The sequence below is a fragment of the Actinoallomurus acanthiterrae genome, assembly GCF_054775715.1.
In genome coordinates, this window is the sequence record NZ_BAAHCO010000001.1 from 468,880 (window position 1) to 492,186 (window position 23,307).

Annotated in this window: 22 protein-coding genes and 1 pseudogene; 14 read left to right on the forward strand and 9 right to left on the reverse strand. The window is 71.2% G+C overall.

Features of this window, described 5'->3' with window-relative positions:
* Positions 1–9: 9 nt before the first annotated feature.
* The 4 genes and pseudogenes from ACYVF7_RS02310 (at position 10) to ACYVF7_RS02325 (ending at position 3,489) form a co-directional block, all read left to right on the forward strand.
* Entirely contained in the window at positions 10–789 is a 780-nt protein-coding gene (locus ACYVF7_RS02310) for a class II aldolase/adducin family protein (protein WP_460334088.1), read from the forward strand.
* Between the two features lie 54 nt (positions 790–843).
* Entirely contained in the window at positions 844–2,133 is a 1,290-nt protein-coding gene (locus ACYVF7_RS02315; RefSeq protein ID WP_460334091.1) for an MFS transporter, read from the forward strand.
* A gap of 20 nt (positions 2,134–2,153) precedes the next feature.
* A complete protein-coding gene (locus tag ACYVF7_RS02320) occupies positions 2,154–2,807 on the forward strand; it encodes a YdcF family protein (protein ID WP_460334094.1) in 654 nt (217 codons plus the stop codon).
* Positions 2,808–2,810: 3 nt separating this feature from the next.
* Positions 2,811–3,489, forward strand: a pseudogene (locus tag ACYVF7_RS02325) (NAD-dependent epimerase/dehydratase family protein).
* Positions 3,490–3,531: 42 nt separating this feature from the next.
* On the opposite strand, the gene ACYVF7_RS02330 reads toward ACYVF7_RS02325, so the two are convergent.
* Positions 3,532–4,020 (reverse strand): GbsR/MarR family transcriptional regulator, encoded by a 489-nt coding sequence (locus ACYVF7_RS02330; protein WP_460334097.1) that lies wholly within the window; start codon positions 4,018–4,020, stop codon positions 3,532–3,534.
* 82 nt (positions 4,021–4,102) lie between these two features.
* Here ACYVF7_RS02330 and ACYVF7_RS02335 point away from each other — a divergent pair, with 82 nt between their 5' ends.
* Entirely contained in the window at positions 4,103–5,008 is a 906-nt protein-coding gene (locus tag ACYVF7_RS02335) for an ABC transporter ATP-binding protein (protein WP_460334100.1), read from the forward strand.
* Positions 5,005–6,597: an ABC transporter permease gene (locus ACYVF7_RS02340; RefSeq protein ID WP_460334102.1), complete on the forward strand. Its 1,593-nt coding sequence runs from the start codon at positions 5,005–5,007 to the stop codon at positions 6,595–6,597. The genes ACYVF7_RS02335 and ACYVF7_RS02340 overlap by 4 nt, the downstream gene beginning before the upstream one ends.
* 29 nt (positions 6,598–6,626) lie before the next feature.
* Here ACYVF7_RS02340 and ACYVF7_RS02345 read toward each other — a convergent pair whose 3' ends face one another.
* Complete coding sequence (locus ACYVF7_RS02345) at positions 6,627–7,334, reverse strand: Mut7-C RNAse domain-containing protein (RefSeq protein WP_460334105.1); 708 nt, start codon at positions 7,332–7,334, stop codon at positions 6,627–6,629.
* Between the two features lie 119 nt (positions 7,335–7,453).
* Positions 7,454–8,599, reverse strand: a complete 1,146-nt coding sequence (locus ACYVF7_RS02350; protein ID WP_460334108.1) for an NAD(P)/FAD-dependent oxidoreductase — start codon at positions 8,597–8,599, stop codon at positions 7,454–7,456.
* A 154-nt stretch (positions 8,600–8,753) separates the two neighbouring features.
* Between ACYVF7_RS02350 and ACYVF7_RS02355 the strand changes: the two genes are divergently transcribed.
* Positions 8,754–9,524: a dioxygenase family protein gene (locus tag ACYVF7_RS02355; RefSeq protein WP_460334111.1), complete on the forward strand. Its 771-nt coding sequence runs from the start codon at positions 8,754–8,756 to the stop codon at positions 9,522–9,524.
* A gap of 197 nt (positions 9,525–9,721) precedes the next feature.
* Here the strand turns inward: ACYVF7_RS02355 and ACYVF7_RS02360 are convergent, their stop codons facing one another.
* Positions 9,722–11,086 carry an FAD-binding oxidoreductase gene (locus ACYVF7_RS02360; protein WP_460334114.1) on the reverse strand — a complete coding sequence of 455 codons (1,365 nt, stop codon included), beginning with the start codon at positions 11,084–11,086 and terminating at the stop codon, positions 9,722–9,724.
* 62 nt (positions 11,087–11,148) lie between these two features.
* Here ACYVF7_RS02360 and ACYVF7_RS02365 point away from each other — a divergent pair, with 62 nt between their 5' ends.
* The 5 genes from ACYVF7_RS02365 to ACYVF7_RS02385 all read left to right on the forward strand — a co-directional run bounded on the left by ACYVF7_RS02365 (position 11,149) and on the right by ACYVF7_RS02385 (position 15,296).
* Positions 11,149–12,141 (forward strand): helix-turn-helix transcriptional regulator, encoded by a 993-nt coding sequence (locus ACYVF7_RS02365; RefSeq protein WP_460334117.1) that lies wholly within the window; start codon positions 11,149–11,151, stop codon positions 12,139–12,141.
* 264 nt (positions 12,142–12,405) lie between these two features.
* The gene (locus ACYVF7_RS02370) at positions 12,406–13,197 is read left to right on the forward strand and encodes a hypothetical protein (protein WP_460334120.1); all 792 of its coding nucleotides are present in this window, start codon (positions 12,406–12,408) and stop codon (positions 13,195–13,197) included.
* 238 nt (positions 13,198–13,435) lie between these two features.
* On the forward strand, positions 13,436–13,906 hold the full coding sequence (locus tag ACYVF7_RS02375) for a hypothetical protein (RefSeq protein WP_460334123.1): 471 nt from the start codon (positions 13,436–13,438) through the stop codon (positions 13,904–13,906).
* Between the two features lie 233 nt (positions 13,907–14,139).
* On the forward strand, positions 14,140–14,793 hold the full coding sequence (locus tag ACYVF7_RS02380; protein WP_460334126.1) for a hypothetical protein: 654 nt from the start codon (positions 14,140–14,142) through the stop codon (positions 14,791–14,793).
* Between the two features lie 131 nt (positions 14,794–14,924).
* Positions 14,925–15,296: a YrdB family protein gene (locus ACYVF7_RS02385; protein WP_460334129.1), complete on the forward strand. Its 372-nt coding sequence runs from the start codon at positions 14,925–14,927 to the stop codon at positions 15,294–15,296.
* 50 nt (positions 15,297–15,346) lie between these two features.
* On the opposite strand, the gene ACYVF7_RS02390 is transcribed toward ACYVF7_RS02385, so the two are convergent.
* The 3 genes from ACYVF7_RS02390 to ACYVF7_RS02400 form a co-directional block, all read right to left on the reverse strand.
* Entirely contained in the window at positions 15,347–15,952 is a 606-nt protein-coding gene (locus tag ACYVF7_RS02390; RefSeq protein WP_460334132.1) for a DUF305 domain-containing protein, read from the reverse strand.
* 71 nt (positions 15,953–16,023) lie between these two features.
* Entirely contained in the window at positions 16,024–16,407 is a 384-nt protein-coding gene (locus ACYVF7_RS02395) for a DUF6153 family protein (RefSeq protein ID WP_460334135.1), read from the reverse strand.
* Positions 16,408–16,488: 81 nt separating this feature from the next.
* A complete protein-coding gene (locus ACYVF7_RS02400; protein ID WP_460334138.1) occupies positions 16,489–16,938 on the reverse strand; it encodes a MarR family winged helix-turn-helix transcriptional regulator in 450 nt (149 codons plus the stop codon).
* A gap of 81 nt (positions 16,939–17,019) precedes the next feature.
* Here ACYVF7_RS02400 and ACYVF7_RS02405 point away from each other — a divergent pair, with 81 nt between their 5' ends.
* Together ACYVF7_RS02405 and ACYVF7_RS02410 are read left to right on the forward strand one after the other, a co-directional pair.
* A complete protein-coding gene (locus ACYVF7_RS02405; RefSeq protein ID WP_460334141.1) occupies positions 17,020–17,742 on the forward strand; it encodes a VOC family protein in 723 nt (240 codons plus the stop codon).
* A gap of 308 nt (positions 17,743–18,050) precedes the next feature.
* Complete coding sequence (locus ACYVF7_RS02410; RefSeq protein ID WP_460334144.1) at positions 18,051–18,605, forward strand: ATP-binding protein; 555 nt, start codon at positions 18,051–18,053, stop codon at positions 18,603–18,605.
* 248 nt (positions 18,606–18,853) lie between these two features.
* On the opposite strand, the gene ACYVF7_RS02415 is transcribed toward ACYVF7_RS02410, so the two are convergent.
* Positions 18,854–20,962 (reverse strand): ATP-binding protein, encoded by a 2,109-nt coding sequence (locus ACYVF7_RS02415; RefSeq protein ID WP_460334147.1) that lies wholly within the window; start codon positions 20,960–20,962, stop codon positions 18,854–18,856.
* The gene (locus ACYVF7_RS02420; protein WP_460334150.1) at positions 20,962–23,295 is read right to left on the reverse strand and encodes a LuxR C-terminal-related transcriptional regulator; all 2,334 of its coding nucleotides are present in this window, start codon (positions 23,293–23,295) and stop codon (positions 20,962–20,964) included. Before ACYVF7_RS02420 ends, ACYVF7_RS02415 begins: the two co-directional genes overlap by 1 nt.
* Positions 23,296–23,307: the final 12 nt, after the last annotated feature.

The following is a 23,307-nucleotide window of genomic DNA, read 5'->3' on the forward strand; positions in this document are numbered from 1 at the left end:
GTTTCGATCATGGATCGGCATGAGGGAATGGCCTCGGCGACCGCGGCCACCGAGGCGGTGCTGACTCCTTCGGAGTCGGCCGTGGTCAGAGAGCAGAAGATCGCTCTCGCCGCCGCTTTCCGGATCTTCGGCCGGCTGGGGTTCGACCTCGGCGTCGCAGGACACATCACGGCGCGTCACGCCGAGCATCCCGACCTCTTCTGGGTCAACCCGCTGGGCCGCTCGTTCATGCGCATGCGCGCCTCTGACCTCCACCTGGTCGATCACACGGGCCGGGTCGTCCTGGGCGACGAGGCGATCAACCACTCGGCCTTCGTCATCCACTCCCACATCCACCGCGCGATGCCGACGGTGAACTCCGTCGCGCACGCGCACTCCCCGTACGGCGTCGCGTGGTCCTCCCTCGGGCGGCTGCTCGACCCGATCAACCAGAACGCCTGCGTCTTCTTCGAGGACCATGTCCTGCTCGACGACTACTTCGGCCCGGTGCTCGCGGACGACGAGGGCGCCAAGATCGCCTCCCTGCTGAGCGAGGCCGGTGCCAAGGCGGCCATTCTGAAGAACCACGGACTGCTGACCGTCGGCGGATCGGTGGCCGAAGCCGCATGGTGGTTCGTCGCGATGGAACGCGTCGCTCAGGTGCAGCTGCTGGCGGAATCGGCGGCCACGCCGCCCTGCCTCGTGGACGCCGACGTGGCACGCGAGGCACGGACGGTCAGCGGCACCGCCGCCGCCGGCTCGGATTCCAGCCGCTGCTGGGCTGGATCCTGCACGAAGAGCCCGACCTGACCGACTGACCGGCAGCGGCCACGAGCGTACGGACGACGGATGAGGTCGGGAATCGTGACCATCGTGAAATCGGCCGAGCGGCGAACGAGGGGCGACACCCTCTGGTCGCGTGCGTTCGGGACCTACTGGAGCGCGACGTCGTTGTCCAATCTGGGCAGCGGAGTGACGCTCGTCGCGCTGCCGATCCTCGCCGCGCAGGAACTCCACGCCGGCGCCCGGCAGCTCGGCCTGCTGCGCGCCGCCGAGACCGTTCCGTACGTCGTGCTCGGGCTGCTCGCCGGCCAACTCGCCGACCGGCTCCGGCCGCTCCGCATCATGATCTTCGCCGACGTGGTGCGAGCACTCCTGCTCGGCCTGATCGTCGTGCTGACGCTGGGATCGTCGCTGACCCTCGGGGAGTTGTACGTCGCCGTCTTCGCGGTCGGGTCGCTGACCGTCTGCTACGACGTCGCGCAGTTCACCCTCCTGCCGTCGATCGTGGCCAGGCGTCAGATGATCCCGGCGAACAGCTCGATCGAGCTGGCCAGAGGCGCGGCGGCCACCTTCGGGCCCGGCCTGGGCGGTGTGCTCGTGGCGGCGCTACGGGCCGGGCCCGCGCTCCTGGTGGACGCGGTCAGCTATGTCTACAGCGCTGCCGCCCTGTTCACCCTGCGGCGGATGCAGCCGCCGTCGACGGAACGACCACGGACCGGCTCGGCCGTCGGCTCGCTGACGCGCGGCCTCGCGTTCGTCGGCCGGCACCCGTTGCTGCGTCCGATGACCGCGTACCTGGGCGTCAACAACCTGTGCAACCAGGCCTTCCTCACCGGGCTCATCGCGTACGTGGAGGTGGACCAGCATCGTTCCTCGTTCCAGGTGGGGCTCGCCTTCGGCGCGTACGGCGCGGGCTTCCTCCTCGCGGCCGTACTGGCACCGGCCCTGAGCCGGCGGCTCGGCGCGGGGATCAGCGTGACGGCGTCGTCGCTGCTGTCGGCTCTCGGGATCGCGCTGCTCGCGGTGTCCACGGCGGGCTCGCCCACCGGTCCGGGCTCGCTGGCCGTCATCGTCGCCGGCTCGGCACTGACCGGCTTCGCCGCCCCGATCTTCAATGTCCAGTCGGTGGCACTGCGGTTGACGGTGACGCCGAAGGATCTCCTCGGCCGAGTCAACGCGGTCGTGAAACTGGTCTCCCAGGGGGCGTTGCCCCTCGGGGCGCTGGCCGGAGGCGCGTTGTTCGCGGCCTTCCCGCCGCGGACGGCGTTTGTCGTCGTCGCGACCGTGAGCTTCCTGGCCACGGCGATCCTGGTGCTGTCGCCGGTCACCCGGTCCCGTGAACTGGGTCCGGGCACCGCGATCCCGCGATAGCGATCGAGAAGGAGCAACGCGTGCAAGCGTCGTCGCCGCTGACGAAGGCCATCGACACCCTCTGGGGTTACACCCTGCTGACGTTCCCGCAGGCGCGTGTCGACATCGGCCTCGGTCTCGGCTGCCATGACATCGGAGTGGCCGAGCAGGCCGCGAGCCTCTTCCACCATGACGGGTTCACGCGCCTCGTGTTCTCCGGCGCGACGTCCCCGGCCACCCGGCCGATCTTTCCGGACGGCGAAGCCGTGCACTTCGCGCGCCGCGCGGTCGAACGCGGCGTGCCTCCCACGAGGATCCTCGTCGAGGATCGGGCCACCAACACGGCGGAGAACTTCACCGCCACCCGTGCCCTGCTGGCGCGACACGGCGTTCCGGTCGAGTCCGCCGTGATCATCACCCGGCCCTACCATCAGCGCCGGGCGCTGTTGACGGCCCGGCATGCGTGGCCGGACGTGGGCTGGTCCACCTCGTCGAGTCATCGCGACTTCGCGTCGTACTGCGACTTCCTCGGTGACCGCGACAAGGTGATCGACTACCTCGTCGGCGAGACGGCGCGGATCGTGACCTACGGAGAGCGCGGCATGCTCGGCGAGGTCGAGACTCCGCCCGACCCGGTGGTCGCGGCGATGCGGGACCTGTCCGCCGCGGGGTACACACGTCGTCCGGTGATCTGACCGATGTCCGATCGGCTACTGATCACCGGGGCGGCAGGCCGGGTCGGGCTCGCGCTGGTGCCGGTTCTCGCCGCACGTCATCGGCTGCGGCTGACGGATCGAGGCTCCGATGAGCTGGCCGGGCTCGGCGCTCATGGCGAGGTCCGTCCCGCGGACCTGCTCGAGCCCGGGACGCTCGGACCGGTGTTCGCGGACGTGGACGCGGTCCTGAATCTCGCCGGAAACGGACGGCAGGCCGCGGCCGTGCCCGACCTTTACGAAGCCAACGTCACCTGCGCGTACAACGTCTTCGCCGCGGCTCGTGCGGCCGGCTGCCCGGCGCGTGATCGAAATGTCGTCCGTTCAGGCGGTGGCGGGGTACCCGGCCGCCCTCGAACCGTTGCCCCCCGACCTGCCGCCGAACCCGGCCGGCCCGTACGGCCTGACCAAGGCGTGCGGCGAGACCCTGGCCCGGATGATGGTGGACATGGCCGGTGCGTCGGTCGTCGTGCTGCGAGTCGGTGCCGTGGCAGGGGCACCGGCGGACGAGGACATCGAGCGCGTCCGAACGTCGACGGCCGACCTCGCCGCCGCCGTCACCGCGGCCGTCGCGTGGCGGGGAACCGGGTGCGTCGTACTCAATGTCGTGAGTCACAGCGCGCGACTTCTGCGCTCCGATCCGACCACCGCGCTCGGCGGTTGAGAACGACGCGGCGCGCGACGTGAACGGCGGACAGCTCGGGGTTCAGCTCCGGCGGGCGGCGAGCAGCTCGGCCTTACGCACCTGCCACCGGACGCGGAAGCCCTCCATCTCCTCGCTGACGTAGTCGAAGAACGCGAGCGTCAAGGCCAGGCGCTCGCCGGCCGGGGTGTCGGGGCCGACCGCCTCGACACCCTGTTCAAGGCTCTTCTGCCAGCGCCCGATGATCCGGTCGCGGTCGAGCAGTGTCTCGTACCAGACGTCGTTGTCGACGACGTACTGGTCGCGGCGGGAGCCCGGCTCGCGCTCCCGCCGGACCATGTGCACCTGGGTGAGGTACCGCACCGCGCCGGAGATCGCCGCGGGGCTCGCCTGGAGCATCTCCGACAGCTCGGCGGCGGTGAGGCGGCCGGTGTCGGAGCCGACCAGCGCGGCGAAGACGCGGGAGGGCATGCGTGCGATGCCCGCCTCGACCATGTCCGAGGCGAACCGCTCGACGAACCGCTGGACGGCTTCCGGGTCCCGCTCGGCCACGCGATCACACTCCCTTTCCGGAACCAGCTTATCGAAGTTCACTGCCTTCACGAATTAGTGAAAGTAGTGTAGCTTCAGAAAAATGACAGACGCCATCTCGGTGGCCGGCCTGGTGAAGAACTTCGGCCGGACGCGTGCGCTCGACGGTCTGGACCTGACCGTCCGATCCGGTGAGGTCCACGGGTTCCTGGGCCCGAACGGTGCCGGGAAGTCCACGACCATCCGCGTCCTGCTCGGCCTCCTGCGGGCCGACGCGGGGACGGCGCGGCTGCTGGACGGTGACCCGTGGCGCGACGTCACCACCCTGCACCGGCGGCTCGCGTACGTCCCGGGCGACGTCGTCCTGTGGCCCAACCTCACCGGAGGCGAGGTCATCGACCTGCTCGGCCGGCTGCGCGGCGGCCACGACCCGGAGCGCAAGGCAGAGCTGCTCGAGCGGTTCGAGCTGGACCCGAAGAAGAAGGGCCGGGCGTACTCCAAGGGCAACCGGCAGAAGGTTGCCCTGGTCGCGGCGTTCGCGTCCGACGTCGAGCTGCTGATCCTCGATGAGCCGACCTCCGGCCTCGACCCGCTCATGGAGGAGGTCTTCCAGCGGTGCGTCGAGGAGGAGCGCGAGCGGGGCCGCACCGTGCTGCTGTCCAGCCACATCCTGTCCGAGGTCGAGGCCCTCTGCGACCGGGTGAGCATCATCCGCAAGGGCCGCACCGTCGAGAGCGGCACGCTCGCCGAGCTGCGGCACCTGACCCGTACCTCGATCACCGCCGAGCTGGCGAGCCCGCCGGACGGGCTGACCGCCCTGCCCGGGGTGCACGACCCCGACGTCCAGGGCACCCGCGTCAAGCTCGAGGTCGACACCGACAAGCTCGACGAGGTGCTGAAGCACCTGACCCGGGCGGGCGTCCGCAGCCTCACGAGCACTCCGCCGACGCTGGAGGAGCTGTTCCTCCGCCACTACGAGGACCAGGCCCCTGCGGGAATGGCACGATGAACGCCCTCGCCGGCACCGGACAGCTGCTCAAGCTCGGACTGCGACGCAGCCGCATCATGCTCGCGGCCTGGGTCTACGCCCTCGCGGCGTACGCGGCGAGCACCGGCTACGGCTTCAAAAGCCTGTACGACACGCCGCAGTCGCTGCGCAACTTCACCACCGGCATCAACGGCAACGGCGCGACGGTCGCGATGTACGGCCGGATCCTCGTGCCCGGCTCGGTCGGCGGCATCACCGCCTGGCGGCTGGCCGCCCTCGGCGGCGTGATGGTCGGCGTGATGACCGTCCTGCTGGTGATCAGGCACACGCGGGGCGACGAGGAGGCGGGCCGCCTCGAACTGGTCGGCGCGGGCGTCGTCGGCCGCCGGGCGCCGCTGACCGCGGGTCTGCTGGTCGGGGTCGTCGCCACTCTCGCGCTGGCGCTCGTGACGACGATCGTGCTGATCGCCTGCGGTCTGCCGGCGACGGGCTCGCTCGCGGTCGGCCTCGCCTGGGCGATCCCGGGCCTGTTCTTCACCGGAGTCGCGGGCGTCACGGCCCAGCTCGCCGAGACGGCGCAGGCGGCGCGCGGCATCGCGCTCGCCGTCGTCGGCGTCGCGTACCTTCTGCGCGCGGCCGGGGACGCGGCACGCGTCCCCTGGCTGGTCTGGGTCTCGCCGATCGGCTGGTCCCAGCGAGTCCGGGCGTACGGCGCGGAACGCTGGTGGCTCATCGGCCTCGGGCTGGTGGTCGCGATCGCGGTCGTGTTCGTGGCGTACGCGCTGGTCGGGCGCAGGGACCTCGGCGCGGGCCTGCTGCCCGTACGCCCCGGCCCCGCGGAGGCCGCGTCGTCGCTGCGCAGCCCACTCGCCCTGGCGTGGCGGCTGCAGCGCGGCGCGTTCCTGTCGTGGCTGTCCGGTTTCGTGGTGTACGGCGTCGCGATCGGCGCGATCCTCAAGGGCATCGGCGACCTGGTCAAGGACAGCTCCGGCACGAAGGACCTCCTCGCGAAGATGGGCGGGCAACGGGGGCTCGAGGACTCCTACATCGGCACGGTCATGGGCGTCCTCGGGGTGATCGCCGCGGCCTACGCCGTCCAGGTGGTGCTCCGGCTGCGCACCGAGGAGACGACGCAACGCCTCGAACCGCTCCTGGCGACACGCGTCCGGAGGGTGCGGTGGTCGGCCGGCCATCTGCTGTTCGCGGCGGCCGGTCCGGCGGTGCTGCTGGGCCTCGCGGGCGCGGCGGCCGGGCTGGCCCACGGGCTGCGGGTCCATGACGTCGGCACCCAGGTGCCCCGGATGTTCGAAGCCGCGCTGGTGCAGGTCCCCGCGGCCTGGGTGACGGCGGCGATCGCGCTCCTGCTGTTCGGCGTCGTACCCCGGTACGTGGCGGCGGCCTGGGGAGTGCTCGCCGTGTTCCTGCTGCTCGGCCAGATGGGGCCGGTGCTCAAGCTGAGCCAGGCGGTGATGGACCTGTCGCCGTTCACGCACGTGCCCAAGCTGCCCGGCGGCGACCTGACCGTCACGCCCCTGGCGGTCCTGACCGCCCTGGCGCTCGCGATCGCCGCGGCCGGTCTCGCGGGCTTCCGCCGCCGCGACATCGGTTAGACCTGCGGCCGCCCTCGCCGCTGCTTCGGCTAAGCGCGGCGGGCCGCCTCCACGATCGCCGCCAGCCGGTCGTGGTGGGCGCCCTTCCAGTAGAGATGGCCGCAGGCTCCGCACCGGGCGTAGTCGTCGTAGCTGCGCCGGGTGCCCGGCTCCAAGAGGTGCTCGATCGTCTCCTTGCCGACCGGGGCCAGCAGGCCGTTGCAGGCGGTGCACCGGCTCCAGGGCGCGAGCGGCGGCGCGAACCGGTCGAGGACGTCGCCGAACTGCTCGTCCGGGTCCGACCCGCGAACGTACGCGCCGAACCACAGCTTCCGGCGGCGGAGCAGCCCGCGATCCTGCGTCAGGAGGATCCGCTTCTCCCGGTTCGCCAGGTCGATCAGGGCGTCGTCGTCGATGTCGTTGTGATAGTCGGTGTCGACGCCGACGAGCCGCAGCCGTCGGGCCAGCGTGCCGAGGTGGACGTCGAGCGTGAAGCGGGGCGGGGTGACCGGCAGGGGCTGTGGCCGGTGCACCGCGGACACCCGGACGAGGTCGCCGTCCCGCGGACGGTACGACGGCGGCACCGCGCGGCCGTCCACGGTGAACTCGCCCACCTCCGGAAGCGGGACGCCGAGGGACTGCGCCAGGTGCCCGAGCGAGGAGGTCCCGTCCAAGACAACGGCGACCGCCCCGCCCCGGGACGCCGAAGGCAGGAAGAAGCGGAGCTCCGCGGCGATCTCGAGCAGAGCATCACTCAAAGGACCCACATCCCGGCCGAACGCATAGGACGGACATCCCCGCCGAGCCGCGGACCATTCCGTACGGTCCGACGTTTACAGGATCCTGGAACTGTGTACCCGAATCCCCTGGACCGGGCTTACCGTCGTTCTGACTGCGTAGGCCACTGAACCGCCACGGGGGCGGGTTCGGCGGGCCCGGCCCCCGGCTCGGTGAATCGAGCCGGGCGGAAGGGCCGGAGCAGGGCCGACTCCTTGCCGTACACCTCACCGGCCACCAGGTCGCCGAGGAGAGGTGCGAGCGTGATCCCGCTGTGCGTCACGACGGTGTAGACGCGTGCCTCCGGGTCGGTGAATCCCGCGACGGTGAGGCGGTCGGCGGGCATGGCGCGCTGCCCGACGCGGGTCCGCTCGACCCGCGCGCCGTCGGCGGCGGTCAGGGCCTCGGGCAGCCGGGCGAGCATCTCGGCGCCGACGTCGTCCGGCGGCGGCGTCTCGGGGTCGGCGGCGTCGTCGAGGTCGACGGCCTGGAGCACGAGCCGGCCGCCGCCGTCGGGGCGTACGTTCAGGCGGTCGCCGGTCAGGACGCGCGCCAGCCGGGCGGGGACCGGGGTGGTCGTGACGAGGAAGCCGTTGGTGACCGTGCCCGACACGCGGGGGTCGAGCACGGGGACGTCGACGAGCCCGCCCGTCCACCGGCCGGCGCAGGTCACCAGGACGTCGGCGGCGCGGACGCCGCCGTCGGCGAGCGTCACGGTGACCCCGCCGCGCCCTGACTTGATCTCGCGTACGGCCGCGCCGGTCTCGACGCGGCCGCCGTGGTCCCGGGTCTCGCCGAGGAGCCGGGCGAGGAGCGCCGCGGGGATCACGTGCCCTTCTTCGGGGAAGAAGACGTAGTCCGTGCCGTCGGGCTGGGCGGCGAGGTCGGGTTCGAACTCGGTGGCCCGGTGGGCGGTGATCCGCTCGACGGCGTATCCGCGGTCTCGGAGCCGCTCCACGCGGGCGGAGAGTTCGAGGCGGCGCGTCTCGCCGTTCGCCCACTCGAGGTGCCCGGTGGGGACGAAACCGTCGCCGCCGAGCGCGTGGTAGGCGTGGACGGCGGTGTGGTTCAGCGCGAAGTAGGCCTCCGGATCCTTGTCGTTCGCGTTGACCCAGGCGAACGACGTGCCGGTGGTGCCCGCGCCGGGAAAACGCTCCTCCAGCACGGTCACCCGCGCGCCACGGCGGGTCAGCCCGGCGGCGACGGCCGCGCCGACGATGCCGGCACCGATCACCAAGACTCGCATGCTCGCGACGGTAGCGAAGTCGGTCCACCAGGTGAGGGAGCGGCTCCGTCCCTGTCGGGTTCTTCACCATCACTTGGACAGAAAAGTTGAGAGTTCAAATAAATCGCGTACTCTTAGGGGGTAAGTTGAGCGTTCAATCACTTGGAGGGTCGCCATGTCCGGACGGATGCCGGTGATCTATCTCAGCCACGGGGCGCCGCCCCTGGCGGACGACGCGATCTGGCCCGGCCAGCTCGCCGCCTGGTCGGCCGGTCTGCCCCGCCCGAAGGCCATCCTCGTCGTGTCGGCGCACTGGGAGTCGGCCCCGCTCGCCGTCGGCGCCACCCGCACGGTCCCGCTGACGTACGACTTCTGGGGCTTCCCCGAGCACTACTACCAGGTCACCTACCCCGCGCCGGGCGCGCCCGAGCTGGCGGACAAGGTCCGCAAGCTGGTGGGCGGCCCGGTCCACGAGGACCCGGAGCGCGGCTTGGACCACGGCGCGTACGTCCCGCTGGTCGAGATGTACCCCGACGCCGACATCCCGGTCCTGCAGATCTCCATGCCGACCCTGGACCCGGAGCGGCTCCTCGCCCTCGGCCGCCGCCTCGCGCCGCTGCGCGACGAGGGCGTGCTGATCGTCGGCAGCGGTTTCTTCACCCACAACCTGCGCGCCCTCGCCATGGACCCGAACCCGGAGAACGCCCCGGGCTGGTCGAAGGAGTTCGACGCCTGGGGACGTGAGACGCTCGCCGCCGGCGACCTCGACGCGCTGCTGGACTTCGAGCACCGGGCCCCGGCCGGCCGCCTCGCCCACCCGCGTACGGAGCACTTCGCGCCGCTGTTCGTCGCCCTCGGCGCGGGCGAGGCCGAGCTCGGCACCCAGCGCAGCGTCATCGACGGCTTCTGGCTCGGCATGGCCAAACGCTCCATCCAGCTGGGCTGATCGCGACCCACCGCCGCGCGCCGACGGCCCGTCCGGGACTTACCGGGCCCTGGGTGCCCTCCGCCCCGTGCGGCGGCCTGGCCGGGATCCGTCGGGCCCTGGGCGCTATCAGCCCCGTGCGGCGGCTCGGCCAGGACTCGCCGCGCCCGCAGGGTCCACCGCCGCGCGCCGGCGGCCCGCCGGGACTTGCCGGGCCCTTAGTGCTGCCCGACCGCGTGGTTGGCCTGGATCACGCCCTCCGGGTCGTACGCCGCCTTGAGCTCGGTGAGCCGCCGGTAGGTCTCCGACGCGAACCCCGTCCGTACCTCGTCCTCGCCGAGCGGGCCATAGCTGAAGTTGAGGGACCGGCCGAGGGCCTCGGCGGCGAACGGCGCGAGGATGTCGTCGTGCAGGGCGCGCACCTTGTCCTCCTCGCCCGGCTCCGCCGGGGACAGGATGTTGAGCAGGTAGGCGGCCTCCCGGTGGCCGACGGCGTTCACGACCCGGGGCGGCCGTGCGAGCGCGCCGCCGAGGTGCCGGAGTCCGACCACGCACATCACCGGGGCCGCTGGGCCCGCCGTCCGCGGCAGCGTCGCGAGCGCGGCCGGGTCGAGCGCGCGCAGCAGACGGTTCTGTGACCGGTAGGCGTGGGGCCGGTCGGGCTCGTCGAAGACCGTGCCGGACTCGGTGTACGGCAGGACCCGCAGCGTGTCCTTCAGGCGCGGGCCGAGGGCGCGCAGCGGTGCCGCCAGCTCCCGCCCCTCCGCCTCGGAGCCCAGGTAGGCGACCTGGACATGCGCGACATGCCGGCCGCGCAGCGCCTCCGGCAGCATCGGCAGGTCCGGGTAGGACAGGACGGTCACGCCCGAGGTCAGCTCCTCCGGCGCCGTCTCCGTCCACCGCCGCCAGGCCTCCAGGACGTCCGGCACCTCCGCGACGCCGAAGTACAGGCCGCCGCCGAAGATCGTGCTCACCGGCAGCAGCTCGACCTCCATGCCCGTGACCACGCCGAAGCCGCCGCCACCGCCGCGCAGCGCCCAGAACAGGTCGGGTTCGGACTCCGCGGTGACCTCCCGGAGCCGCCCGTCGGCGGTGACGACCTCGAACCGGCGCACGTGGTCGGCGGCGAAGCCGTGGCGGCGGGCCATCAGGCCCACGCCCCCGCCCAGGGTGTAGGACACGGCCCCGACGCCGGGGAAGCTCCCGGACAGCGGCGCGAGCCCGTACGGGGCGGCGGCCTCGACGACCTGACGCCAGGTCGCGCCGGCCTCGACCCAGGCCGTACGCGCCTCGGGATCCACCCGGACCCCGGACATCCGGCGCGTGGTGATCAGTACGCCGTCCTCCAGCGTGCGGCCGAGCCCGTGCCCACTGGCCTGCGCCGTCACGCGTACGCCGCGCGCGGCGGCGAACGCGACGGCGGCCCGCACGTCCTCCGGACCGGCCGCTCCCACGATCACCGCGGGCCGGTGCGGGCGCAGCCGCTGGAACCCGAGGCGCTCGCCGTCGTAGCCGTCGGCCTCCGGCAGGTACACATGGCCGGTGAGGCGGTCGATGTCCCGATCGCTCGCTGTCTCCCTCATGTCGGCCACGTTAGAGGCCCTTCCGGACACATCTTGTCCGGAAGGGATGGGAATCTGGGCCCATGAGCGAGACCCGCAAGGACCTGCCCGGCCGGCTGCTGCGCCTGCTGTCCCTCCTGCAGGGCCGACGGGAGTGGTCCGGCGCCGAGCTCGCGGAGCGGCTGGGCGTCACCGACCGCACGCTGCGCCGCGACATCGGGCGGCTGCGCGCGCTCGACTACCCGGTGGAGAGCACGACCGGCACGGCCGGCGGCTACCGGCTGATCTCGGGACGCAACCTCCCGCCCCTGCTGCTGGACGACGACGAGGCGATCGCGGTCGCGCTCGGCCTGGCGACGGCCGCGGGCGGCAGCGTGGCCGGCCTCGAGGAGAGCTCCACGCGGGCGCTGGCCAAGCTGGAGCAGGTCCTGCCTGCCCGGCTGCGGCCCCGTCTGGCCGCGCTGAGCGACGCCACCGTCGCCGTTCCCCGCCCGGACGCGCCGCGCGCCGACCCCGCCGTCCTGGCGGTGATCGCGGGGTGCCGCCGCGACCACGAGATGCTCTCCTTCGACTACCGGAACCGGGCCGACCAGGTCGGCGCCCGCCGCGTCGAGCCGCACCACCTGGTCACCCTCCAGGGCCGGTGGTATCTGATCGCGTACGACCCGGAGCGGGCGGACTGGCGGACCTTCCGGGTGGACCGGATGGAGCGCCCCACGCCCGCCCATCGCCGATTCGCGCCGCGCGACCTGCCCGCGCCGGACCCGGCCGCCTACCTCGCCCGCGTCTTCGCCGCCGCGTCGTACCGCCATACCGCGCGGATGACCGTCCGGCTGCCCGCCGACGCCGTACGGGCCGGGGTGTTCGCGTCGATCCCCGGGGAGGTCGAGGACCGGGGCGCCGGCGGGTGCGCGATCCGGCTGAGCGCGGAGTCCGCCGACCTGGTCGTGCAGTACGTCGCCGCGATCGCGGCCCTCGGCGCCGAGTTCACCCTCGACGCCGCTCCGGAGATCGCCGAGCGGGTTCGGGCGCTCGGGCGCCGGCTCGAGGAAGAGTCAACATCTCCTTTCTCCTGAATCGAGACTTTGCCTGTTGACGGAATCTATGGGTGCGCTCGGCGAGCCTCGGTCATGGCGGCGTTTTGCGCCGGTCAGGCCACCTTCGACAGCCACTGATAGAACGAGCCTATAGGGCCCTAGTTTGGGGACATATTACCTGCGCGTAGTGTTATATGCCGATTCGCGAGGGATGATGGCCATTGGCGACCCCTAGCTAATGAATCAAGGGCTGTCGTGTTTTAGGGCTCTATGCCATTCCAATACAAAGGAGGCTCAACTGTGGTGAGGAAAGCGTCCGTGTGCGGCCTGGCGGCCGCCGCAGTGGCGAGCGGCCTCCTCATGGCCTCGCCTGTACACGCCCAGAGCCGTACCGCGATCCCGGCCGGCGCCGTGGCCGGCGCCGCGGGGAATCTCGTCTCCGCCATCCCCGCCAGCGACGGCCAAGGGCGTCGTCGCGGGCGTACCGTCGTCCGCACCCGCGTAATCAGGGAGCGGCCGCGCACCAGGGTGGTAGAGCGCACACGCGTCATCAGGGTGCCGGAGCGCACCACGGTGGTAGAGCGCCCAGGCTTCGTCAGGGCACCGGAGCGTCAGTTCATCCCGGGTGAGCGGCCCGGAACGAACATTAGCAACCGTAACCAGAACGTCACGAGCGTCGGCGGTGTCGGCAACATCACCGGCAGCGAACGTGCCCGGGGTGGTGTGACCGGCAGCACGGTCACGGGCAGCGGGAACGTCAGCGGCTCGCGCATCGGAATGGAGGAACAGCCGCGCTTCAGGATGGAAGAGCCTCGCCAACCTCTCCGTGAGCCTGGACGGACCACCACGAGCGTCGGCGGCGTCGGCAACGTCACCGGCAGCGCGGGCGCCCAGGGCGGCGTCCGGGAGAGCACCGTCCGGGGCAGCGGCAACGTCTCGCAAGGCGAGATCGGGACCGAGCGTTCTCGCGGCGGCCAGGAGACCACGAGCGTCGGCGGCGTCGGCAACGTGACCGGTAGCCCCGGCGCGTCCGGCGGCGTCTCCGGCAGCACCATCGAGAACAGCGGCAACGTCTCCGGCAGCGAGATTGAGTGACCGGCCGCTGGAGATGAGACGACGATTCGAGGGCACAGGCCGTGCCTGTGCCCTCGGCGTCGAGTCGGCTACAGGTGCCGGCTGTGAAAAGGGCGATTCAAAGTTACGTTACTGGTTTATTGCGTTATCTCCCGCTTATCCATCAATAATGGCGTATATGTATGCCTCCCGCGACGGCGGCCCCAAGAGGGTAGCCACCTCAGAACGTTATGTGTTTTGGTAAAGAGGAGGGCTCAACGTGTTGAGGAGAACTTGGGTCGCGACCGGCCTCGCGACCGCCGCCACGGCGAGTGCGCTCATGCTGGCGTCGCCGGCGACGGCGTCGCAGAGCGCCACGGTGGCGTCCGCCCACAGCCAGATCGTGGCGATGGCCCAAGGCGGTGTCGGCCACATAGTCGCGTACGACCACCATCGTCGCCATTATCGGCACTACCGCCACTATCGCCACTATCGGCATCACCGGTTCTACCCACATCACCGCCGCCACTATCGGCACTATCGGCACCACCGGTTCTACCCGCATCACCGGCATCACGTCCGGTCGTTCATCCCGGGTGAGCGGACCAGCTCGAACATCAGCAACCGCAACAGCAACGTCACGAGCGTCGGCGGCGTCGGCAACGTGACCGGCAGCCCGGGCGGCGTCGGCGGCGTGTCCGGCAGCAATGTCACGGGGAGCGGCAACGTGACCGGCAGCAACATCAGGTGAGCCATCGCCGGTGCGACAGGGCCGTCGATCCGATCGGCGGCCCTCTTGCTTCGCCGCGGGCCGTTCGGGGTTCCCGGCCCGATGGAGGGCCGTCGTGGCCGTACGGTCACGGTGCACACGTACGTCAAGATCCACGAGTCGTTGCGCGCCCGGCGAGGGGGGAACTGATCAACGCGGCGCGGCGTCCAACTCGGTCCACAGGGAACGCCGTCGATTCGTGAACGGGAGCCGGGATGACCGTACGCCGTCCGGGACGTCCGGAGGACCTGCCGTCCGCCGAGGTCATCTGGGCGCGCTGGGCGGCACTGGCGGCGGTCCTGTCCACCCCGGGAGCGGGCCGGCCCGGCTACCGCCTGGACGACGACGGACTGCACCTGGACACCGTCGGCAGCACCTGGGCGGCGATGACGTGGCGGGGCGACGGGCGGGCCGTGCTGTTCGGCGAGGACCACGCGGGCGGGACCAAGTGGCATGAACCACCGGTCGACGTGCTCGCCGGCGCCCCCGACTGGCTGCCGTACGAGCGGCTGGAGGACCATCTCGAGGCCGGCGAACTCGGCTTCGTCTATTGGTACGAGGAGGCGACGTGGCGCCGGGCGCCGTACCCGCCCGACCTCGAGGACGACGGAATCGCCACCACGTTGGGCCGGTTCGCCGTCCGCTCGGACACCGCGTGGGAGATGGAGAGCCGGCTGCGCGAGCGGATCCCCCGTACGAACGCGCCGCTTCAGGCCGCCTGCGCCCGCCTCCTGACGTACGCCGAGCGCCGGGCGGTGACCGCCGGGATCGTACGCGGCTTCGCCGCGCAGATCGGCTGGCCGGACGCCGACGTCACCGCGATCAGCACGGCCGCGCGCCGTGCCGGCCTGACGCGACCCGCCCGCTGAGCCGCGCCCGTGCCGGCCTGACACGTCCCGCCCGCTGAGCCCGGCCGGGCCGAAGTCGACCGGATGCGGCTTTTGGCCATTTTCGGCCTACCTTTAGGTCGGACCTGATCGGGTGTCCTACTGTCAGGCGCGTGTTCCCTCGACCACTGCATCTCGCCAACGAGGCGCTGGCGTTCCTGCTGGAGCTCGTGGCGCTCGCCGTCCTCGCCTGGTGGGGTGTGCGGACGGGCGACGGAGTCCTGCTGAAGGCGGTGCTGGGAGTCGGGGCACCGGCCGTGGCCGCCGTCGTGTGGGGGATGTTCGCCGCGCCGAAGGCCCGGGTGAGGTTGCCGCTCCCCGGCGTGCTGCTCGTCAAGGCGCTGGTGTTCGGCGTGGCCGCCGTCGCGCTGTACGGCCTGGGCCACTCCGGACTGGCCCTGGGGTTCGCCGTCGTCGTCATCGTCAATACGGCGATCGCGACCCTCGACCGGAACGCCCTGATCCGGAACCGCGCCCGATCATGAGGGGCCATCCGCCCGCCCCGGCTCACCGGAGCGGACGGACGCCCCGTGTGTCACATCGAGCCGAGGAGCTTCTTCATCGTCTCGATCTCCGCGGACTGGGAGGTGACGATCGAGGAGGCGAGGGCCTTGGCGTCGGCGGACGATCCGCTCGCCTGCTCGGTCTTGGCCATGGTGACCGCGCCCTGGTGATGCTGGATCATCATCTGCAGGAACGCCTTGTCGAACGGCTTACCGGACAGCGTTCCGAGCTTCTTCATGTCCTGCTCGGACATCATGCCGGAGCCGTGGTCCATGCCCATGTCACCGGACGAGGGGGACTCGCCCCAGGCCTTCAGCCAGCCGGTCATCTTCTCGATCTCCGGCTGCTGCGCTCCTTCGATCTGACCGGCGAGCTTCTTGACCTCGGGCGAGGACGCCTTGGCGGCGGCCTGCTTCGCCATCGTGAGCGCCTGCCGGTGATGCGGGATCATCATCTGCGCGAACATCACGTCCTGGGCGTTGTGCCCGGACGCCGACGGCGCGGAGCTCGCGCCCATCGAGTGAGCCGGCATCGAGTGGCCGCTCATGGAGTTCCCGGAGTCGTCGTTCCCACCGCCGCAGGCGGCGAGGGTGAACGCGGCGACCGGGACGACGATCAGGGAGAAAGCGCGCTTCATCGGTATGTCTACCTTCCGTACTCAGGGTGTGGTGAAGAGACGTCGTGGCTCGGTGCGAGCCAGGACGTCTGTCACAGCCTGAGTACGGAGAGTTGGAAGACCGACGGTGTGGGCGGCGGGCGCCCGCCGTGCCGGCGGCGCAGCCGGGCCCGTCGGCGGCCCGGGGCGCGTCGAAGGGCGGACCGCCCGATGAGGACGGTCAGCAGGATCAGAAGAGACGCGACGAGCAGCAGGCCCAGGCAGGTGCGCCCGCCGGGGTGGTGAGGCGTCGGGGAGGCGGGTGAGCGCGGTCCGACGCCGGCCTTCTCATGGACGGGCCCCGCGGCCTGGTGGGAGGCCATCGGGTCGTCCGGCCCGCTCGCCATGGACATCAGTGGCAGGCCGTGGGAGTCCATCGGGCCGTCCGACGACTGCAGCCCGTGCATGGCGAACAGCCCGGCCACGACCAGTCCCATGAGCAGCAGACGGCACAGAGACGCCCGTCGGACGCCTCCCCATCTCCTGACACCGCTCATGTCCGCCGAGCCTACCTCCGGTCAACCGCTGTCCTCGACGGTCCGAAGCTCCTCGGTCGCCTCCTGGTACGCCCGCGCCGCCCGGCGGAAGTAGTCGAAGAGCGTCGCGAGCTCGTCGGGGGAGTACCCGGCGAGGATCTCGCCGACCTTCCGTCGCGCCGGGTCCACGGCCTGGTCCACTCCGATCGGCCGGGAGACGTGTTCGATCACCACCTTCCGGCGGTCGGCCGGGTCGGGGACCCGTCGTACGTGACCGGCGCGTTCGAGCCGGTCGATGAGCCGGGTCGTCGCTCCGGTCGTGAGCCCGGTGTGCGCGGCGAGCAGGCCGGAGGTCATGGGGCCGGACAGTGAGAGGACGTTGATCGCGTACAGGTCGGTGGCGCCGAGGCCCACCGCCGCCGCACTGGCCTGTCCGTGCAGCACGACCGCGCTGAGGTACCGCCGGTAGACCTCGTGAGCGTCCTCGGGCATTGACCGCATCGAAAATCTTCCTTAGGTTGATATCTGCAGCAACGCAGATGCTCTGCATTGTAGACGTATGGAGGAGTGGACATGGTGAACGACGGTCGTTTCGTGCGGCATGAGCTGCGGGTTCCCGACCCCGCCGCGGCGGCCCGGTTCTACGGGGAGTTGCTCGGGTGGTCGGCCGACGCGGTGCCGACCGGCGTGACCTTCCGCGTGGCGGGTGTCCCGCTCGGCGGGGCGAGCGACGTCAAACCCGGCATTCCGAGCCACTGGACCCCCTTCGTCGCGGTCGCGGACGTCGACGCCGTCGCCCGGGACGCCGCGGCGGCCGGCGGCATCGTGACCAGCGGCGAGCCCGCGGACGTCCCCGGCGTCGGCCGTCTCGCGCCCATTCTCGACCCGCACAAGGCGATCTTCGCAGTGCTGCGCCCGCTCACCGTATCGGCGCCGTCCCGGGAGGTGGGCGCCTTCGTCTGGGCCCGGCTGCGCACCCCGGACGTCGAGTCCTCCGCCCGGTTCTACGAGCAGGTGATCGGTTGGTCGGCGACGCTCTCGCCCGACGGCGGCGCGGCCGTCTTCGACCTCGCCGACGGGACGCGGGTCGCGGAGGTGCTGCCCGCCACGCCGGAGGACCCGTACGGGTGGCTGCCCTTCGTCCGGGTCGGGGATCTCGAGGAGAGCCGGGACCGCGCGGTGGCCCTCGGCGCGGCGGTTCCCGGAACGTCGGTGGAGGTGCCGGGCGGCCGGGGCCGTTTCTCGATCATCCGGGATCCCCAGGGAGCGCCGATCGCCCTGCTCGAGTCCTACTGATACGGTCTCCGCCGGGTCATCGCCCCGTCGTGAGAGGTCCTGCGGGCCGCGCCGGTGATACCTACGTCTCGACTACCTAGGTGGAATACGTACCCATACGGGTGTTTTCCCCGTCCCCAATCCCGGGACGACCGAGCATGCTCGTGGTCATAGCCGATTTCGAATGGCGACGACCGAAGGTACGAGACGATGTGTCAGCACGAGCCCCAGTGTCCGCCCGCGGACCGTCCGGTTAGCGACGCGACGCGCCTCGTCGGCCTCTGCCCGAGGCGGCGTGGGACGCCGTCCGCCGGCGAGAGGTGGGTGTCATGAATCGGCTCATTGAACTCACCGATCCCCTCATGAGCGAGCAGCAGCCGAATGACCGCCCGGCATCGCGGTGCGCGTGGCAGACGTTCGACGCGACCGTCCCCCATGGCGAGCTCGCTCTTCCCCCCGCCGAGTCGGGGAGCGGCCAGGACGTCGCCGTCTCCTGGCCGCTTCCGCCATCGCCCTCCTCCGTGCGGCTCGCTCGCCGGCTCGCCGGCGAGCAGCTGGAGCACTGGAGGCTCGGCGATCATCGTGACATCGCAGAACTCCTCGTCAGCGAACTCGTCACCAACGCCGTACGCCACGCGGAGGGTCGGATCGATCTGACCGTCCGCATGCGGGACGGCGCGGTGCGGTTCGAAGTGCATGACGAGGACGCCGTGTCGGCCCCTCGCATCCGCCGTGTCGGCAAGGGTGAGGAGGGCGGACGCGGGCTCCATCTGGTCGCTCTGCTGTCCAGTGGCTGGGGAACGGCCCGTACGGAGCACGGAAAGGTCGTCTGGTTCGAACTCCGGACGAGCGGACCATCTCAGGACGACAACGCCGACGTGTGAGGGAGGTGGCAGTAAATACCGACAGCGATACCCGTTTGATGCCTCGCAAAGGGTCCGGGGGCCGGAGGCGGGCCCCCTCGCCAGGACGCTGCCGCCCCCGGACCTGCCCACACGTCACGCGCGCCGATCAGGACATGATCTCCCCCGACTTCCCCTGAGAGCTCGAGACGGTTCCAGGCCCCCGCAGAGACGCCGAGACCGGTATGTCCCCCGTATACCGGTCTCGGCGTCTTTCTGAGTGATGCCCCTTAGAAGGCCGCCGCCGCGACGGCCGGCTCCTCCTCCAAGGCGAAGGCGATCGCGTCGTCGAGCCCCAGCCGTGCTCCGCTCCGGAACGCGTCCGCGAACGCCCGGCCACCGAGAACCCGGCGCGTATGCTCCACGCAGCTCCGATGGGACTCCTCGCTGTAGCGGACCACCATCGGGGAGGCGTGCACGGCCTGCCACACGGAGTCGGCGGCGCCCAGCAGCCGGGCGGCGCGAAGATGGTCACCGCGCCTGCAGGCGGTCCACCCCATCACCTCCAGGAACTGCACCAGCCCCCAGCGGTCGTTGATGACGGTCCACGGGATGGCCACCTGGCGCATCATCGCCTCCGTGTGGCGCCAGTCGCCCTGGATCCAGGCAGCCATCGCCACGCCGAACTGCGCGTACGCCCGGAACAGCGGGGCGCCCCGCTCATTGCACAGCGCGATGAGCTGCTCGCCGAGGACGGCCGCCTCGTGCGGCGCCGTGGCCGAGCAGTACACCGAGGCGAGGTACAGGTTGAGGGCGAGGGCGTCGAGGTCGCCGAGCGCTCGGTGCCGGTTCCGTGCCTCTTCCAGCAGCGCGTAACCCTCCTTCGGATCACCGGTGGAGCACGCGGCGACCCCGGCGATCTGGAGGGCGAAGGCGAGGGACGACTCGTCGCGGGACTGCTTCGCGAGCTTGCGGCACTCGGCGACCCAGGTGCGGGCGCTGGCGACGTCGCCCTGGTAGATGGCGAGCAGGGCATCGGCCCACAGCGCGGTGAAGCGCGCCGGGTCGCCCGGGGAGGTCAGGGCGAGGCCGCGATCCAGCCAGTGCCGTCCCTCGGAGAGGGTGCCGGTGATCACCCAGTACGACCACATCGCGGAGGCGATGTCGAGCCCGGCCTCGGGGTCGTGCGTCCCCGTGAAGCACGAGTCCAGGGCGACGCGCAGGTTGGCGATCTCGGTCTGCAGCAGCCGGAACCGGTACACCTGATCGGGCACGACGCGGTCGATCCGGTTCGCGTCGGCCAGGCGCCGGTAGTGGGCGCAGCACGCGTGGCGGAGTGTGGTCTTCTCCGAAGGCGTCAGGTGCTCACGGCCGTACGCGCGGATGCTCTCCAGCATCCGGTACCGCGTCGCGGTGCTGGTCTGCTGGGTGGTGAGCACTGATTTGTCCACCAGGCCGGAGATCAGGTCGAAGATCTCATCGCGTGCGATTCCGTCGCCGGAGCAGATCTCTTCGGCGGTGTCGAGGTCGACGCCGCCGGGGAAGGTGGCGAGGCGGGCCCAGAGGCGTTGTTCGGCGGGGGAGCACAGGTCGTGGCTCCAGTCCATGGTGGCGCGGAGGGTTTGGTGGCGGGGGAGGGCGGTGGTGCTGCCGTCGGTGAGGGTGGTGAAGCGGTCGTCGAGTTCGCGGAGGAGTTGGTCGATGGGGGTGGTGCGTAGGCGGGTGGCGGCGAGTTCGATGGCGAGGGGGATGCCGTCGAGGCGTGCGGAGATGCGGGCGAGGGTGGGGGCGTTGGTGGCGTTGACGGTGAAGTCGGGGTTCACGGTGGTGGCCCGGTCGGTGAACAGCCGCACCGCCTCCCGCCGCGCGATCTTCCGAAACGGCTCGTCGCAGGCGGGGACCGCCAGGGACGGCACCCGGAGCAACTGCTCGCCGTACACCCCGATCGTCTGGCGGCTGGTCGCCAGGATGCGCAGCCGCAGCGTGTTCCGCAGCATCCGGTTGATCAGGGCGGCGCAGGCGAACAGCAGGTGCTCGCAGTTGTCCAGGACGAGCAGCATCCGCTTGTCCGCCAGGTAGTCCAGCAGCGCGGCGCCGATGGGACGCTGCGCCGCCCGGAGCCCCAGAGCCGATGCCACCGTCGACTCGAGCAGGTCGCCGTCCTCCAGGCCGGCCAACTCGATCACCTGGACCCCGTCGGGATAGCTCGAGCTCAGTGCCTCGGAGGCGCGCCGCGCGAGCCGCGACTTGCCGACGCCGCCCGCGCCGGTCAGCGTCAGCAGCCGGGTCCGTCCCAGCAGCCGCCTGATCTCGGCGAGCTCATGCCGGCGTCCGACGAAGGCCGATTCGTCGGCGTGGGATTCGCTCATCGCGCGGGGCTCGTGCACCATGGTGATCATTACCCGTCCGGGCGTCCTTTACCGCCGGTCCGCTTGTGCTCCGCGACCCATGCCGCGATCTGGGAGCGCGAGGTGAAGCCCAATTTGCTCAGGATGTGCTCGACGTGACCTTCGGCGGTCCGCTGGGCGATCACGAGCTTGGCCGCGATCTCCTTGTTGCTCATGCCTTCGGCGACGAGACGGGAGATCTCCGTCTCACGGCGGGTCAACGGTGATCGGTCGGAATCGGCCACGGACGGCTGCCGCTCGCCCAGGGCGAAGGCGAGCGCCTCGTCGAAGGAAAGCGCGGCCCCCTCGTCACGGGCCGCGGCGAAGGCCCGGTCACCCATGGCCGTACGGGTGCAGGTCTCACACTCGTCGTGGTAGCGCGCCAGATGGCCGTACCCGGACAGGGGCGCGTCGACCCTCCGCCAGATCACCCGCAGGACGCCGAGCAGCCGGGCCGCTCGCGGATACCGCCCCTCCGACGCGGCGACCCAGGCCAGGACCTCGATGTTCACCCCGACCCCCAGGAGGTCGTCGAGCTCCCGGTTGAACCGCAGGCTCTCCTCCTCCAGCGCCACCGCGCGGTCCAGGTCGCCCTGCCGCCAGACATCCACGCCGAGCGCCATCATCGTGTACGCCCTGTGCCAGCGCTCCCCATGCGCGTCGCAGAGGGCCAGGCTCTCCTCCGCGTACTTGATCGCCGGCTCCGAGTCCCCGCGGAAGGAGTAGGCGAGGGAGAGCCGGATCAGCCCGAGGGCCTGGCCCACCAGGTCACCGGTCTTCCGGTGCTGGGTCACCGCCGTCTTGAAGTACGAGATCGCGGCGTCGGGGTCGCGCTCGTACATGGCGACCATTCCGCAGAAGAGCGCGACGTAGGCGCCGACCGAGTCCAGCCGCAGGGTCTCCCCGATGCGCTTGCTCTCCTCGAGCATGCTCAGGGCGGGGCCGGGTTCGGCCTGGATGATGGCCAGCCAGGCGTTCGCCCACAGGGCGTGGGCCCGCGTCGCGTCGAGTTCGGTCTCGGTGGCCAGGCCGCGATCGAACCAGCGGCGTCCCTCGGTGAGGTAGTAGCTCGTGGTCCAGTGGTAGAGCAGGTCGGTGGCCATCCGCAGGCCGACGGCGCCCTCGCCCGAGCGGCCGAAGGAGTACTCCAGGGCCACCCGCAGGTTGGGGTGTTCGACCCGCAGCCGGGTCAGCAAGGCGACCTGGTCGGGTCCGAAGAGGCGTGTCCAGGCGTCCGCGGCGAGGCCGCGGTAGTAGTCGCGGTGGCGTCGCAGGATGAGGTCTTCGGTGCCGGAGGCGACCAGGCGTTCCCGGCCGTACTGGCGGATGGTCTCCAAAAGCCGGTACCGGACCGCCCCCGGATGCTCTTCGCGCACGAGCACGGACTTGTCCACCAGCCCGCCCACCAGATCCAGCATGTCCTCCCGCGCGATGCCGTCCCCGGCGCACACCTGCTCGGCGGCCTCCAGGTCCAGGCCGCCGGAGAACACCGAGATCCGCGCCCACACCAGCCGCTCGGCCTCGGTACACAGCCCATGACTCCAATCGATCAACGCTCGCAACGTCTGATGCCGCGGCAACACCACCCGCGACCCCGACGTCAACAGGCGGAACCGATCATCCAACCGGGCGAGAAGCTGCTGCACCGACAACGCCCGAAGGCGCACCGCCGCCAGCTCGATCCCCAACGGCAACCCGTCCAACCTGCGGCAGATCCGCTCCACGATCTCCCGGTTGTCCTCCGTCACCGCGAATCCCGGCACCACCGCCTCGGCCCGCTCGGCGAACAACCGCACCGCATCCCCGGCCACCGCCTCGGCATCGGTGGCGGCCACCGGCAACGTCGGCACCGACAAGGTCTGCTCGCTGACCACCCCCAAGGGCTGGCGGCTGGTGGCCAGGATCCGTAGCCCCGGCGCCGAGCGCAACAACGCATCCGCCAGAATCGCGCACGCCCGTACCAGGTGCTCACAGTTGTCCAGGATCACCAATGCCTGGGCGTCCCGCAGATGATCGATCAGCACCTCCAGCGCCGGACGCGCCGAATGATCCCGGATCCGCAACGCCTCACACACCGCCGGCACCAAAAGATCAGGATTGTTCAGATCCGCCAGCTCCACCAGCCACACCCCATCGGCGAACGCCCGCCGCAACATCGCCCCCACCCGACTCGCCAGCCGGGTCTTACCCACCCCACCAACACCCGTCAACGTCACCAACCGCGACACCGACAACAACCGCTTGACCTCGGCCACCTCATGCCGACGCCCCACGAAACTCGTCACCTCGGCCGGCAGGCGCGGCGCATCCCGCCGGGTGAGCTGCTCGGAGTTCGTGACATCCATGGAAGCCTCGCA